A 17,286-nucleotide genomic window follows, 5' to 3' on the forward strand; every position below is an offset into this window, starting at 1 on the left:
ACTCTTAATATTAAAATACAATCTGAGCACCTAACGTAAATATACGTTGTTGTGGTAATCCATCCCAATCAACACCACTACGAGTTGATGTTTCCGGGTCTAGTCCGCTGTATCCAGTAATCGTTAGTAAATTTTGAGCTTGCACATAAAATCTCAATTTAGACATATCCCAACCTGATAAAATATTTTTAGGCATAGAATAACCTAATGTAATATTAGACAATCTCAAGAATGATCCGTCTTCAACGAAATGCGAATCAGTAAAACCAGCATTGAATAATGCATCCGAATCTCCATATCCAATTCGTGGCGTTTTACCATCTCCTGGATTCTCTACACTTTGCCAACGCCCTAGTATTTCATTACCATTATTAGCAAATTGCATATTCAACAAACTACTTTGACGAGTTCCATTCATTATTTTATTTCCGCCAGAAAAACGGAAAAAGACATTCAAATCAAAATCATTATACGTGAATGTATTATTAAAACCTCCGAACCATGTAGGAATAGAACTCCCTAATACTTTCCGATCCTCAACAGCCGATAATGACGATGATTGAGAAACATCTGATGGATTCTGAGGATCATATACTTTATAATCGTAATCACTACCAAATGTGTCGAACTGCACTAAAGTTCCATTCCCTTTTCGCCAAATAGGATTACCATTCGTTTTATTTACACCATAATAATCGTATCCATAAAGAGATTTAAAGGATTGACCTTCTCTTATTATAGTATAGTCATCAATAATATCGGCTCCACCATACAAAGATTGCACAGTATTACTTAACGTTGAAAAATTCACATCAGCAATCCATTTAAATTGGCTATTATCAATTATGGTTCCACCTATCGTTAGTTCAATACCTGAATTCTTTATTTTCCCAATATTATCATAATATCGATTTAGAGGTATACCAAGGGATGGCCCTGTTGGCACTTCCAACACTAGGTCTTTAGATGTTTTTTGCCAGTAAGCAAATTCAAAAGATAATCGGCTATTGAATAAAGAACCATCTATCCCTAAATCGAATGTTTCTGTAGACTCCCATTTCAAAGTATTGTTTCCCATATTATTCCAAGCAATACCATTTTGTCCTCCATAAAGTTTAGCGGCATAAGTTCCCAAATAAGGAAAATCACTGCCTAACTCAGAATTACCTAGTGTTGCATAACTCGCTCTCAGACGTAAATCACTAACGGTTTGAGCAATAGGAGATGCTAACCAAAATGACTCACGTGATAGACGCCAAGCCGTAGATGCTCCAAAGAAAGTACCCCAACGATTGTCCTCAGGTAAACGAGACAAACCATCTGTTCTTAAAGATGCTCCAAGGTAATATTTACTATCATAATTATAATTCGCTCTCACTAAATACGAAGCTAATCCGTTTGATGATTTATACCCACCAACATCTTTTTCCTTAAACGTATTAGATATTATATGCTCTGAAAAGAATCCATCCGACAATCCGTTTACAGAAGCATCTGTCCACTCATAAGTAGTTTTAGTGTACTCTTGCACTGCAGTAGCAGAAAAGTTATGAAGTCTATTAAATGTATGCATATAATTCAACACATTTTGCCAGTTCCAAGTAGAATAAGTCGTATTTATCTCTTCCAGTACGCCACCATAGCCATAACCGTCTCCAGACTCTTTACTCCAACTCATAAAATCATTCAGCTTGAATAAGTCCATATTTGCTTGGGTTCTCAAAGTCAATCCTTCCATAAATTTTATTTCGGCAAATCCGCCACCTAAAACCCTCGTACTTTTCGACTTATTTGCATTATTATCTAATGCCCATATAATATTTTGAATACCATTGTCGATAGGTGATAGATTAGAACCTCGTCCTAGTGCTTTTCTTTCTATTGCATCAATATTGTAACCAGTTGGATCCTCTGGGTTAAACACAGCAACGTTGGGTAACATACGTACACCTGCAAAGCCAACACTACCTAATGAATTTTCTTCATTCATAACCCCGTTCACTTCTGTCTGATTGGCTTGAACATTGATTCCAATCTTTAACCATTTTGTAGCATCCTGTGTGAGATCTGCCTTCACAGAATAGCGCTCAAGATCATTTCTGCGAACAATACCTTCTTGATTAGTATAACCTACTGAAAAATAGTACTGACTTTTATCTGTACCTCCACTTGCTCCAATAGTATGGCTATGTTGGAAACCTGTCTGATAAATATAATCATTCCAATTTGTATTAGGCCCACTAGGGTCATAAACAGCTTGCCCTTTTTCGCCCCAATTTTCCATTTTTTCATTCGCAATTGTAACAAAATCCCTAGCACCTAACAATTTATGAGTTCTAGTTGCATTTGCAAAGCCACCGTAACCATCATAAGTTACCTTGGTCGAACTGCGACTACCCTTTTTAGTCGTAATCAACACAACACCATTTGCTGCACGTGATCCGTAGATCGCAGTAGCAGCTCCATCTTTCAAGATTTCGATTGATTCAATATCATTAGGATTTATATCTGCCAGCGGATTAAATCGTCCGTACAATTGTTGTTTTTCTCCAGAGGTCACAGGAGCTCCATCAATAATGATTAAAGGCTGAGATTCTGAAGATATCGTACTTACTCCACGAATTTTAAATATTGGAGCTGCACCAATAGCACCACCAGGAGTTACAACTTGTACACCAGCTGCACGTCCAGCCAATTGAGTATCAAAAGAAGGTGCAGCTAATCCGCTAATATCACTACCACCTACCTTAGAGATAGCACTAGTTACATCTTTCTTCTTTTGTGTACCATATCCAACAACGACAACATCATCTAACGTTTGATCGTCATTTTCCATTACAACCCTCATATTAGAAGTTGCTAAAACTTCTGTCTTTTGCATTCCGATCAAAGAAAAAACCAATATATTCCTACCTTCAGGAACATTGATAGTAAACTTACCATCTACATCGGTAATAGTTCCGACAGTTGTACCTTTCACCACAACTGATGCACCGATTACAGCCTCCCCCATGTCATCAACAACAATTCCGGAGGTCCGTGTCTGTGCCGCAATAAATCCTATACTTAAAAATAAGCAGGATAAAATCAACATCACTCTTTTTTTCATACAAACACTACTTTATATTAAAAATTAAAAACAACTTTCCCTAACACTTTGATATTATATTGAGTTTTTTTGCATTAGTTTGCTTAAGAAGTCACAAATTTATGCATTTTTCACCTAACAAACAAACTGAATTTAAAATATGCTAATATTATCAATTTGACACACAAATAGGCTATTTTAACACAACAAACAAGAAACAATAAGGCAAAAACGGCAAATCATATGACACAATGCTTCAATACTCTACACAAATTAGGATTACATTATAACAATACGATAAGATGAGAGACCATTAAAATACCTTTTAACACTTATTTCGTTCAAATTTGTTATAAAAAAATAGGGTGCAGCTTTTTACTACACCCTAATTATTATACTATGAGTTGATTAGTCAGAAGAGACTACCAATCTGAAAAACGGCAAATGATATGATCCAGGCTAAGCCCGTTGTATAGATAATACTGAATGCCCCCCATTTCCACGACCCGGATTCTTCTTTAATAGCTACGATCGTTGCCACACAAGGGAAGTATATCAAAACAAAGAGTAATAAACTCAGAACAACTAAAGGGGTAAACGTTAATGCTCCATCCGGTTGAACATCATTACTTATACGAGCCTTCAATGATTCCTGATTATCTGGATCACCGGTATAGAGAACACCTAGAGTACTAACAACAACCTCCTTGGCTGCCATACCCGAAAGCAGGCTTACACTTATCTTCCAATCAAACCCTAAAGGACGCATAACCGGTTCTACCGTTTTACCAATACGCCCGATATATGAATTCTCTTGATGTTCTATATTACGCAGATCTTCAATTTGCTCTATTTGATCATCTTTATCTGTCTCACTTATCGTATTTTGATTGAATTGAGTTTCTACCAAAGCAATCTGGTTATCAAACTGAGTCTCCCTTTCTTCATTCTGAGGAAAATAACCTAAGAACCAGATAATAATGGAAGCAACCAAAATTACCCCTCCCATCTTTCTTAAATACTGTCTCGACTTATCCCACATATGTATTGATACAGAACGAACCGTAGGTATTCTGTAAGGCGGAAGTTCCATCACGAAAGGAGTATCCTCTTCAGGGAAGAGATACCTTTTAAATAGGCGAGCTGAGATGACAGCCAGTAAGATACCCACCACATAAAGACCAAAGAGAACAAGACTAGCGTATGATTTAAAAAAAACACCCACAAACAGCAGATACACCGGCAAACGGGCACTACACGACATAAACGGATTTATGAGCATTGTTATCATACGGCTATTGCGACTTTCTATAGTACGCGAAGCCAGTATAGCCGGGACATTACATCCGAATCCCATAACAAGTGGGATAAACGACTTGCCATGCAAGCCCATCTTATGCATCACCTTATCCATAATGAAAGCTGCCCGAGCCATATAGCCCGAGTCTTCCATGAAGGATATAAAGGCGTATAATATTAATATGTTAGGAAGAAATACGATAACACCGCCAACTCCACCTATTATACCATCAACAATCAAATCTTTGAGCATACCATCAGACATCACCCCTCGAACAAAGTTACCTAATAACTCGACACCGCTTTCGATCCACTCCATCGGATAGCCACCCAAACGAAATGTACATTCGAACATAACCCACATAAAGAAGAAGAATAACGGGAAACCTAAGTATTTATGAGTAACTACGGCATCAATGAGACTTGTAGCATCCGATTCGTTCGTTTTTCCTTTTAAAGTTTCTTTCAGTCCTCCTGCCACAAAACCATACCGGGCATCGGTCAAGACTGATTCTGTATCTTCTTTTAATGTATCTTCTATATTTTTCACTTCAGCATCCCGAAGCGCAAACAATTCTTTATTACTCGGAAATGAGTTTACATATTTTTCTACATCCTTGTCCTTCTCCAGTAATTTAACTGAAATATAGCGACGAGGAAAGAGCAACTTTATGTCTTTTAATTTCTCTAATTGAATATTCAGTTTACTTATAGCATTCTCTACCGTATTACCATAATATATATGCACACGACGAACAATAGGTTCTTTATCTTCATAGATGCGAATAGCTGCATCGAACAATTCCCCTATGCCGACACCTGTTTTAGCAACAGTGGGAATCATCGGGATACCTATCATTTTAGACAGCTTCTGATAATTAAATTCGCTACCACCCTGTTCCAATTCGTCGTACATATTAAGAGCAATCACCATAGGCACCTCCATGTCTATCAGCTCTGTAGTCAAATAGAGATTACGTTCCAGATTAGATGAAGCTACAATATTTATAACAACATCAGGTTTTTCTTCTACAATATGATTACGCACATAAAGCTCCTCCGGAGTATATGCTGACAATGAGTATGTACCGGGAAGGTCGACTATACGGAAAGTATATCCACCATGTTTAAACTTACCTTCTTTCGAATCGACTGTCACACCACCATAGTTACCTACATGTTCGTGAGCACCCGAAGCTATATTAAACAATGAAGTTTTACCTGCATTGGGATTACCAACGAGGGCTACAGTTATCACTTTTTTACTATTCGTCGTTTTTTTTGCGATCGGAGATATAGGTTCTTGCTCATCCGAAGTAGAGATATTAAAAGAATTATGAACTGACTTCACTTCTTCTTTCTTATTTATATCGGGATAAACAATTTCGATTAATCGAGCCTCACTTCTACGAAGTGATACCTCATAATCCATTATTTTATATTTGATGGGATCTTTAAGTGGCGCATTTAATATAACCTTGATAGTTTTACCCTTAATAAAACCCATCTCAAGGATACGTTTACGGAAGGCTCCGCTGCCATTCACTTTGACGATAATTCCCTTTTCGCCTGTTTTTAAATCGGACAATAGCATGTCTACAAATTCCTTTTAATATTAGGTATGCAAAGATGAGTATTTTTTGTTACATATAAAGAATAAAAAGAAGTTTATTTAGAATGATTATAAAGAGTTGACGATAAAAGATATACCTGAAAGTGAAATATCTGTTCTGCCATCATTTATTTTAATGGGAATTGAGCTAACAACATGTATTGCTAGCCTAATTGAGTCAGCGAAAAAAAGAGTGGAATAAGCGAGTATTCAACAAAAACCCTGCAAGAATACAGGGCTTCTGTATATGATATTAAATCTCAAATAAAGAGTTAGTCTTCATTTTTCATTACCTTAGTTCGTGACAAATCACCATCCTGATCAATTGTTTCTACAATATAAATACCATTTTGAAGACTTGTGCTGTTGATATTAAAATTTCTAGTATCCTTTGTTGTATAAACGATATTACCTTGTAAACTATATACTCTCAAATTTATAATTTGTTTGTCAGAATTGGAATTAATGATTTTATCTTCAAATCCATTCTTTTGGGGTGAATTTACAACAACCTCAGAATTTGATATGAGATAATTCTTATTGTTATAATAAACTGTTGCAAAAACCGTTGGATTACCTTTCCCGAGAGCTGTATAGGATGCATATTGATTGTGAAACAATCCGACTCCTGCTCCATCAATATAGGTAGGTTCAATGATAGAATTAAATATTTCTATCCAATTGATGATAGCATCACTAGGGAAGTCATCAATATAGTAAACAATGCGATCTCCGGGAACGACTGAAGATTGACATGACTTTATTTTAGGATAACATGTAATCCCAGGGTCTTTCGGAAGACTTTTGTAACATATATCAAATGGAGGACGGTTCCCTATTGCCTCACTAAATTTGATAATAAATTCATGTCCGTAATAATTAAGTATCGCACTAGCTTCTCCATAGGAGTTGCCATATTTAAGGAATCCGGCTTCTGTTGTACCTTGCCCAAACTTTAATTCCATATTTTCGCCATTAACCCATTTTATAGTAGTTCTTTCCGGCAATTTGGGCAAATATAATCTGTGTATCTCGCCAGGGTAGAAAGGATAGTCATACTCGTCAAAGGCGGTAATTTGGGGTAGCATACTTACTAGAGTAAGGGTAGATGATCTGGAATCATATTCCCTATCAGTTCCTTCTTGTTTTAGAAAATGAGCTTTAACAGTCGTATATTTATTAAGGAAAAACGGAGATTTTGCTCTAACTGTTAGTTGCGTTGCACCTCTACTTATTATTTCTAAGTCTTCATCTGTAACTTCCCATCTAATCACGGAGGTATACCCTATATCTTGGTCAAAAGTGAAAACTCCTATTTCATTATGAGATAATGCAGAAGGGCCATGAAGGTAAGGTTCATCCATTTGGGCCTCGCAAGGAATAGCAATTAACACAAAGAATACCATCAGACTAATAACGATCTTAAACATTCGGCTCTTTTTTAAGCAAATCAGATAATTTTTCATAGTAGCTAAAATTAGATGTTAAATACTCACGGATCTAACTATTTAACATTGTTAAACAAAAACATGTTCACTCCTCAGGAAACATTTATACATGTTTTAAAACATCACATATCAATAGTTTAGCGTTAGATCTGACATTCTTTGCTGTGTAACATGAATGACAGCTCTAAAATGAGCCATCCTTCTTTCATTAATTTTTGTAACGATGTCTCAGTTACTATCTATTATATGCTACTATGAAATTCAAATAGGAACTACTGGTATATATACCTCTGTCAATAAATCATCTTTTTCAACTTGATTGGGGCTGTTCAAATATTTTTCAAAAGACATATTGTCTCTTAACTGAAAAGCACTTTGAGGAATCCAATACCTATAAATATTACAATATACTATTTCGAGTTTGTCATATGCACCCTTATATTTAAAGACAGCATATAATCCACCCTCAATAGTTTGCACACCGAAATGGCCACTCGTCTTTATCTTTTTCGCTGTACTTATACATGCATACATACGAATATGCTCAGGATTGGTAATAGTAGAAATATCACGGCTTAAACATAAATATTGATAATCTTCGTTTGGTATGCCACTTATATTTAAATAATTAATAAGTTTATCCCATGCCTTAGTATAAGCATCTGAAAAATTAAATGGATCAATAATACGTGTATAGACAACTTCCTGAGACTTAATTTCTCTAATTTCAGGATGTAACAACAAGTTTTCTAACGGCTCTCTTATAGCAACTGATAATTCTGCCGGCCGTTTCCGAAACACTGAAGGACTTATTCCAAATCTCTTCTTAAATGCTTTAGACAGAGCATGAGGACTCTGATAACCGATCTGTTCTGCAATTTCAGACAAGGGCTGTTTAGTAGTTTGCAATATAAATGATGTTTTTTCTAGCCTCAACCGCTGGATATAATCACCCGGGCTTTCATTCATTATAGCTTTAAAAATCCGATGAAAATGAAAATCTGAGAGGTGAGCCACGCCTGCCAAATCGGATAAATTAATAGATGAAGCCAGTTGATCATTTATATAATCGACTACTCTATTTACCGATTTATAATATTCCTGATGAGTATTCTCGTGCGAAGCCCAACGCTTTAATGCCGAAATCTTCATCCTTTCTTTTAATGCAACCTCATCCTTTGTAATAAAACGCCCATCTATTTTCTGATAATCGTCAAAATAGCTTATAGAATCTTCAATTGTTTCATCTAAACTCTTATCATCGGTAAACTTTCCTTTCTGGAAACAAAAGCAACAATAGTCATCGCTTCGACTATTGTTACTATTGGTTCCAAAATGTTCGATGGCAGCCATCGACATACCACAACTTTGACAAATTGGCTCTTTCATTAAGTGTGTTTTCTTTAATTACTCTTCCAACGCTTTAAAGTTGGAAAATAAGCTTTCATACTAGCAATAAATTCTTCTTTTGTAATACGATTACCCTTTTCATCTTGTAACGACTCGGGATACTCCGCAGATGCTTCGATCATTTCATCCATTGTTTCTTCACTCGTAAAGTTACCATCTTTGTAACAATAAACACAATAATCAGCATTGCTAGTTCCATCACCATTTGTTCCCAATTGTTCTTTAGCGGTCATTGGCATACCACAGCTCTGACATACATTCTCATTCATAATAATAATTTATAGTGTTAATACGAATGCAAATCTATCTTATTTTTGAGTATCGGCTTTTGTCCAATCTTGCGAATCTCTACGTATCTATGAGATAAGACTAGCAATATATAATATATCCTCATCGCAAATTAGCCTATCTATATTTTTAATATTTTGATACATAATTCACTATCTTTGTATCCCAAAACAAAAAATAAATATAAAGGTGATTTATCCCGATAATTTCGAATCAAAAATAGGCTTCGACAAAATCCGCCAATTATTAACAGGAAAATGTCTTAGCTCTTTAGGAGAAGAAAAAGTTCAAGAAATGAACTTCTCTTCCGACTATATATCTATTATAGAATCTTTATTCCAAACCGAAGAATTTGTTCGCATCATACAAGAAGAGGATGATTTTCCGACAAATTATTTTATTGATGTCCGCCCCGTATTAAGAAATATTGGTGTGGAGGGAACATGGATAGACGAAAGTGCATTATTCGACTTGCGCCGTTCACTGCAAACTATTCGTGATATTGTAAGCTTTTTAAAGAAAGGAGAAGACGAAGATTCACCCTATCCGCACCTACAAGAATTGGCAGGAGAAGTAATGATTTTCCCTCAATTGATTAATCAGATAGATGCCATTCTCGATAAATATGGACATATTAAAGATAATGCGTCTCCCGAACTCGGGAAAATCCGCCGTGAAATATCCCATATAGCAAGTGGAATCTCGAAAAGCCTCAATGCAATTCTTCGTTCGGCACAGAAAGAAGGCTTAGTTGAAAAAGATGTTACCCCTACCATGCGTGATGGCCGTCTGGTTATCCCTGTCGCCCCTGCATTTAAACGAAAGATTAAAGGTATTGTGCATGATGAATCTGCTTCGGGTAAAACAGTATTTATAGAACCCGCAGAAGTTGTGGAGTCAAACAACCGCATACGCGAACTCGAAAGTGAAGAACGCCGTGAGATCATAAAGATTCTGACCGCCTTCACCAATGTCGTACGCCCGTTTGTCCCCGAAATCATGCAATCGTACGATTTTCTGGCGATGATCGATTTTATCAGATCAAAAGCTACTTTTTCGATCGATATAGATGCCATTAAGCCAACTATAGAAAATAATCAACTGATAAGATGGTATAGAGCCAAACATCCTTTGTTATTCCTTTCGCACCGAAAACAAAATAAAGAAATAGTACCTCTCGATATAGAGTTGGAAGAAGAAAACAGATTATTAATTATATCGGGTCCCAATGCCGGAGGAAAATCGGTTTGCCTAAAAACAGTAGGATTGCTCCAATATATGGTGCAATGCGGTATCCCGATACCCGTAGCAGAAAACTCTATCGTTGGCATATTCGAACAAATATTTATCGACATAGGTGACGAACAATCGATAGAAAACGATTTAAGCACATACAGCTCTCACCTTACCAACATGAAATTTTTTGTAAAGAATTGCAATGAAAAAACAATCCTTTTAATCGATGAATTCGGGGGAGGAACAGAACCACAGATAGGCGGTGCAATTGCAGAATCGTTACTAAAGCGATTCAATGAAAAAAAATCGTATGGAGTTATAACGACCCATTATCAGAATCTTAAACATTTCGCGAACGAGAATAAAGGTGTTATAAATGGAGCTATGCTTTACGATCGCCATTTGATGCAGCCGTTATTCATATTGTCTATCGGAAATCCGGGAAGCTCTTTCGCTATCGAAATAGCCAGAAAAATCGGATTACCCGAAGATGTAATCGCTGATGCTTCCGAATTGGTGGGTAGTGACTATATCAATATGGACAAATATCTGCAAGATATTGTGCGTGATAAACGCTATTGGGAATCTAAACGGCAAAATATTCGGCAAAAGGAAAAGCGTCTGGAAGAAATTACCTCGACTTACGAAACAGATTTATTATCGGTAGAAAAACAACGGAAAGAAATAATCCGTCAATCGAAGGCAGAAGCTGAACGCATTCTGTCGGATGCCAATGCTAAAATAGAAAATACAATACGTACCATACGTGAATCGCAAGCCGATAAAGAAAAGACTAAGCAAGCGCGTCAAAGTCTAACTGAATTCAAATCTTCACTGGAAAATGAAGATGATCGCTTAGATGACAAAATTGCTCAGAAGATACAAAAGCTAAAGGATCGCGAGAAAAACAAAAAACAAAAAGAGACCACTGTAAAAGAGAAAAAGGATGCTATAATATCTATCGGTGATAATGTCCGCATCAAAGGACAAACATCAGTCGGTCAGGTTCTAGAAATACAGAAAACAAACGCTGTTGTAGCTTTCGGCATGATAAAATCTACCGTAAAGCTCGATACGCTTGAATATATAAGTAAAAACCAGATAAAACGAGATAGCAAAAGTACGCTTGTTAATGCTGCAGTAAGCGACGATATTCGAGACAAGAAGCTGAATTTCAAACAAGATATCGACGTACGTGGCATGCGTGGGGATGAAGCCTTGCAAGCTGTCATGTATTTCATTGATGATGCTATACTTGTAGGAATGCCCCGCATACGTATTCTGCACGGAACAGGCACGGGTGCATTACGCCAAATGATTCGCGATTATCTTAGAACAGTACATGGCGTACGCAACTATCAGGATGAACATGTACAGTTTGGAGGCTCGGGCATTACAGTAATAGACTTGGAATAAGTATCATATAGAATTCTCAAACTAAGAATATCTCTTACTATTAGGGGATTATATAAAGATATCATTCGTCTTAAACCCGGTTAAAAACGATTTTAAATAGTTAGTTTATAATAAATTAGATTATAGATATAGCTTATTAAACATAAGAATCATTATATTAGCAATATCTAAGAAGAACTGTCACTAAAATATATAAAAAGTATATTCTCACAGGTAGAGATATGATACTCATGACAGTAAAAAACCTTACCAAAAAGATAAACGATATGAATAAAACTGCAATTATATTAGGTAGTACAGGTTTGACAGGGTCTCACTTATTACAAATACTGCTCAACAGCAATATTTATGATAAGGTAGTCAGCTTCGTGCGGAAAGAGACAGGACTATCTCACTCAAAACTGACAGAATATGCTATCGATTTCGAAAACATCGATTTATATCAAGATTTGATTGATGGCGATGATATGTTTTGCTGTTTGGGTACGACAATAAAAAAAGCCGGTTCGCAAGAGGTTTTTGAGAAAGTAGATTTACACTACCCTTCCAATTTTGCTAAAGTTGCAGCAAGCAAGGGGGTTAAACAGTATCTTATCATATCTGCTATTGGCGCTAACGCCCAATCAGGGAATTTCTATTTGCGGACAAAAGGTAAATGCGAGGATGTATTAAGAAAACTTGCTTTCCAATCTATTTCTATATTTCGTCCCTCTCTCTTATTGGGGAATAGAAAAGAATTCAGATTAGGAGAGAAATTAGGCGAATACTTCATGAAAGTGGCTTCACTTGTCCTTATTGGCAAACTAAAAAAATACAGAGCGATTAAAGCTAAGAGGGTTGCTCGTGCAATGTTTAATATAGCCCAACAGAATACTATAGGCTATCATATATATGAATCTGATAAAATAGCTCAAATAGCTACTGCAAGATAAAAACAATCTGATAAAAAATAAAGGGGTGAGTTTATTTGAATAAACTCACCCCTTTTATATTAAAGACTCGATCTATTAAATCCAGCGTACATAAGCAAAATCTTGACGATGAGCCATGTCCGGATGTTTAGGGAATACACGATAAGCAAATTTACAAGTACCCGGAATCTTAGCTACCATATCAATTTCGAAATGAAGCTTACTTCCTTCTTTCTTAACCAGCGTAAATTCTTCGGTCTTGATAAATTTATCAATTTGTTTTTCCGGATCATATTGAACCAAAACACAATCGATACCTAAATCGCCAACCATATCTTTTTTATCAATAACTATTTCCGTAGTCATTTTGTCACCTTCAGATAGATTTACAAGCGAAGTCACTCCCGGAGCATCTTTCCCCGATACAGTTATAGACTCTACCGTAAAATCGCCCCACTTAGCAGCTGTATCTTCTTTCCATGCAGCTAATTCCTTAGCTTTAGCATATCCGTTAGCTGTAACCAATTTGGTACGCTCTGCTAATGGCAGATAGAATCCTTTTATGTAATCATCTATCATACGTTTAGTCGTATATTCAGGAGCAATGTGAGCTATCGAATTTTTGATATATTGAATCCACTCTGGAGAATAACCCGCAGTATTACGAGCATAATACAATGGCAATATTTGATTTTCGAATGTAGAATATATAGTCGAAGCATCCAATTCATCCTGATAAGCCTGATTAGTATAAGTACGTTTATCGGTCAGACACCATCCGCCATCTTCGCGATAACCTTCATACCACCATCCATCAAGAACAGAGAAGTTCAATACACCATTCATTTCAGCTTTTTCGCCGGATGTACCCGAAGCTTCAAGCGGACGAGTAGGTGTATTCAGCCAGATATCTACTCCTGAAATTAAACGTTTTGCTAAACGCATATCGTAATTTTCCAAGAAAATAATCTTTCCTATAAATTCGGGACGACGAGAAACCTCTATGATTTGTTTAATTAATCCTTGTCCGGCACCATCGGCAGGATGGGCTTTTCCTGTAAATAAGAATTGGATAGGATGTTTTTCATTGTTTACTAATTTCGACAAACGATCGAGATCTGTAAATAATAAATGTGCGCGTTTATATGTTGCAAAACGACGACCGAAACCAACTAGTAACGCATCCGGATTAATTTTATCCACAATAGAGAAAATAGTAGACGGAGCTTTTTGGTTTTTGATCCATCCTTCTTTCATTTGCTCCTGAACGTATTGAATCAAACGACGTTTCAAGGTAGAACGTACTTTCCAGATTTCTTTGTCCGAAACTTTATATATCTCCTTCCAGATATCATGATTAGATTGATCATCATAGAAAGTTTTATCAAAAGTCTTCTCGTATAACTCTTTCATTTCTTTAGCAGTCCATGTAGGTAAATGTACACCATTGGTTACATGTCCTACATGAAGTTCTTCTGCAAAATAACTAGGCCATATTGGTTGGAACATTTCGCGTGAAACTCTACCGTGTAACAAACTTACACCGTTGGCTTCCAAGCAAGTATTCAATGCAAATGCACTCATGCTGAATTTTTCGGAAGAACCCGGATGTTCACGTCCCATATCAACAAATTCTTGCCACGAGATACCCAAACGTGCCGGATAGCCACCTAGATATTTACCAAGCAAACCTTCATCGAAATAATCGTGACCTGCAGGAACCGGAGTATGCACAGTGTACAAGCCTGATGCACGAACAACTTCTAATGCTTGGTTGAATGATAAACCTTCACCTTCGATAAGGTCTAAGAGACGTTGAACGTTGATAAAGGCTGCGTGACCCTCGTTGCAATGATATATTTCTTTTTTGATACCTAGCTTGTTCAATAGTAAAATACCACCGATACCTAACAGATATTCTTGTTTCATACGATTCTCCCAGTCACCGCCATACAATTGATGCGTAATAGAACGGTCGTATTCGCTATTTAAGTCTGTATCAGTATCCAGAAGATACAATGTGATACGTCCCACGTTTACTTTCCATACGTTTGCATAAACAGATCTATCGTGATACGGAACGGCTAAAATCATAGGATTTCCATCCTCGTTAAACACTTGTTCTATAGGCAGTTCACCAAAATTTTGCGGTTCGTATTCAGCGACCTGTTGTCCGTCGGGAGAGATCGCCTGAGTGAAATATCCGTAACGATACAAGAAACCTACCCCTGTAAGATCTACATGACTATCACTTGCTTCTTTCAAATAATCACCTGCAAGGACTCCAAGTCCACCAGAGTAAATTTTAAGCACATGTGTAAAGCCGTACTCCATACTGAAATAGGCAATAGATGTTTTGTTCGTATCATATTTTTGTGTCATATAATCATCAAACTTCTTGATGATTTTTTTAACACGTGCCATCAAATCTGCATCTGCCAGTATTTTTTCCGATCGTTCGTAAGAAAGCTTCTGAAGCATCAGAACAGGATTATGGTTCACCTCTCTCCAGAGTTCAGGATCCATATCTCCAAACAATTCAGTTGCGTCGTTATTCCACACCCACCATAGATTGTGAGCTATTTTTTCGAGAGGGAGCAATTCTTTTTGTAATCTTACTTGCGTATGCGCACTCCTCCAAGATGGTGAGTTCGAATAGCTTGATTTAATTTTCATAATGCTTGTTTTTATTATTGGTTCTTTAATTTTAGTGATTTGACCCATCAATCATGAATAAAGCAAATATAATTAAATAAGATTTATTATTTGCTATATTCATCTGATATAAAGATCAATTAGAAGTGCAATCGTTTGCTAAAGTTAAATTTTATTTCGTTCCTGCGCTTCTTCCAATGCTAAGGCGTAAGCATCTTCATAGTATTTATAAAAATGTGCCCAATCGGCCAGTCCCGCTCTATCTAAAGCCGACTCACGAAGCAGAACTTCCTGTTCTTCACTTTTAGTAGTCATTTCAAATACACGATTACATATATCTTCCGAAACTTCTATGAAATTATAATCATCACGCTTTATTACTTCTGCACCATCACTCATACCGCGTTCATCGCCCATCTTACGCATCCACAGACCAAATCCGGCTAGTGTGGTTGTTATAGTCGGTACCGAGAAAGCAATACTTTCGTGAGGAGTATATCCCCATGGTTCATAATAAGACGGAAATACAGTTAAATCCATACCTATCAATAAATCATAATACGTCATGTTGAAGATACCATCCGATCCATTCAGATAAGAAGGTACAAACACGATTTTCACTTTATCTTCTTTCTTATTTTCTATTTTCAGATAGTCCAGTTGATTCAATACCGAATCGTGATTCATATTACGCAACCAGTGAGTAACATACGGATGATTTAGCTGGTCTTTAGGGATTTTCTTTTTTGCCAGACGTTCTTGCAAATCGGCTCGAGGGCCGTCAATCCATGCAGGAACCATTATGAATGCAATAACATCTTTCTGTAATTGCTTTATTTTTTCCAATCGCGCCATAGAATCTATAAATACATCTATGCCTTTGTTACGATACTCGTATCGGCCACTGGTGGCCACCAATAAAGCATCGTTCTCTATCTCGTAGCCTAGTAACTTCTCGGTCACATTGATCAGGGCTTTACGAGCAGCAATACGTTTTTTCTCATGAGCTTCGCCCGTAGGTATAAAATCTTTCTCAAAACCATTTGGAGTAACTATCGGTTCACGATGAAGCAATTGCTTACATTCACGAGCCGTTATATCACTTACAGTAGTAAAACAATCTACTTGTTGTGCTGCCGCCTTTTCGACAGAATGTTTTGCGGTCATGTTCAACTCACGAGCCATCTGATCACTATCGTAAGCCGCTAAGTAATTGTACAACGGTTTTCCATTTCCGGCTATTGAACGACCAATAGAAGTAGCATGTGTAGTAAATAAAGTACCAATGCGAGGCAGGTGTTTTTTCACATACAGTGCACCCATACCCAACATCCATTCATTGAAGTGGGCTACCACATTTTTCTTTTCCAGTTTATGAAACTTGTAAAAGCTTTCAATAACGACTCCTGTGGCGTAGGCAAACATACACGATTCGTCATAATCGCCATATGCATGCAAAGAATCTACTCCAAATTCGTTCCACATTTCAGCATATATTGTATCCTTTCGAGAATAGAACTGATTGAAATTCACTAAAATGACAATCGGTTTTCCCGGTACATCCCAACGTCCTATACGGATTTTTAAATTATCCTGCGCAGAAGCAACTTTTTTCCAATCGGCCAGAAGATTTTCATCTTCTTCGAACCAAGGACTCTTTTCTTTTGTCCAAACATCCGGACCTATAAAAATAACTTTGTCTTTATGCAAATCCTGCATGGATTTTGCTCTCGTCGACAAAACGGTATAAATACCCCCTACCTTATTACATACTTCCCAACTAGTCTCAAAAATATAGTCTGTTTTAGAGTTCTTTTTTGCCATAATGTTTTTTTTCTGTTGTCTTTTTCTAAACCCAATTAATCTTAATGTGAAGGAAGAAGTAAAGTCTTTTTAGTATCTTTGCCCTTCGTTATTAGTTTA

General features: G+C 36.7%; 9 protein-coding genes. 2 read left to right on the top strand and 7 right to left on the bottom strand.

The annotated features are described in order from the left end of the window. Nucleotides 1-10 precede the first annotated feature (10 nt). The 5 genes from G7Y56_RS09870 to G7Y56_RS09890 all read right to left on the bottom strand — a co-directional run bounded on the left by G7Y56_RS09870 (nucleotide 11) and on the right by G7Y56_RS09890 (nucleotide 9,126). Nucleotides 11-3,109 (bottom strand): TonB-dependent receptor, encoded by a 3,099-nt coding sequence (locus G7Y56_RS09870; RefSeq protein ID WP_255498719.1) that lies wholly within the window; start codon nucleotides 3,107-3,109, stop codon nucleotides 11-13. Nucleotides 3,110-3,500: 391 nt separating this feature from the next. After that, nucleotides 3,501-5,981, bottom strand: a complete 2,481-nt coding sequence (feoB, locus tag G7Y56_RS09875) for a ferrous iron transport protein B (protein WP_165043119.1) — start codon at nucleotides 5,979-5,981, stop codon at nucleotides 3,501-3,503. Between the two features lie 290 nt (nucleotides 5,982-6,271). Continuing rightward, complete coding sequence (locus G7Y56_RS09880; RefSeq protein WP_165043120.1) at nucleotides 6,272-7,429, bottom strand: T9SS type A sorting domain-containing protein; 1,158 nt, start codon at nucleotides 7,427-7,429, stop codon at nucleotides 6,272-6,274. 279 nt (nucleotides 7,430-7,708) lie between these two features. Beyond that, nucleotides 7,709-8,836, bottom strand: a complete 1,128-nt coding sequence (locus tag G7Y56_RS09885) for a GyrI-like domain-containing protein (protein WP_165043122.1) — start codon at nucleotides 8,834-8,836, stop codon at nucleotides 7,709-7,711. A gap of 14 nt (nucleotides 8,837-8,850) precedes the next feature. Beyond that, nucleotides 8,851-9,126 (bottom strand): zinc ribbon domain-containing protein, encoded by a 276-nt coding sequence (locus G7Y56_RS09890; protein ID WP_165043124.1) that lies wholly within the window; start codon nucleotides 9,124-9,126, stop codon nucleotides 8,851-8,853. 208 nt (nucleotides 9,127-9,334) lie between these two features. On the opposite strand from G7Y56_RS09890, the gene G7Y56_RS09895 reads away from it, so the two are divergent. Both G7Y56_RS09895 and G7Y56_RS09900 read left to right on the top strand, forming a co-directional pair. After that, entirely contained in the window at nucleotides 9,335-11,797 is a 2,463-nt protein-coding gene (locus G7Y56_RS09895) for an endonuclease MutS2 (protein WP_165043125.1), read from the top strand. A gap of 266 nt (nucleotides 11,798-12,063) precedes the next feature. After that, complete coding sequence (locus G7Y56_RS09900; protein ID WP_165043127.1) at nucleotides 12,064-12,729, top strand: oxidoreductase; 666 nt, start codon at nucleotides 12,064-12,066, stop codon at nucleotides 12,727-12,729. Nucleotides 12,730-12,804: 75 nt separating this feature from the next. Here G7Y56_RS09900 and glgP read toward each other — a convergent pair whose 3' ends face one another. Continuing rightward, a complete protein-coding gene (glgP, locus tag G7Y56_RS09905; RefSeq protein ID WP_165043129.1) occupies nucleotides 12,805-15,384 on the bottom strand; it encodes an alpha-glucan family phosphorylase in 2,580 nt (859 codons plus the stop codon). Nucleotides 15,385-15,528: 144 nt separating this feature from the next. Beyond that, nucleotides 15,529-17,187 carry a glycogen/starch synthase gene (locus G7Y56_RS09910; protein ID WP_165043130.1) on the bottom strand — a complete coding sequence of 553 codons (1,659 nt, stop codon included), beginning with the start codon at nucleotides 17,185-17,187 and terminating at the stop codon, nucleotides 15,529-15,531. Between the last annotated feature and the right edge of the window lie 99 nt (nucleotides 17,188-17,286).

This window comes from Dysgonomonas sp. ZJ709 (genome assembly GCF_011039195.1).
Classification (GTDB): Bacteria; Bacteroidota; Bacteroidia; order Bacteroidales; family Dysgonomonadaceae; genus Dysgonomonas.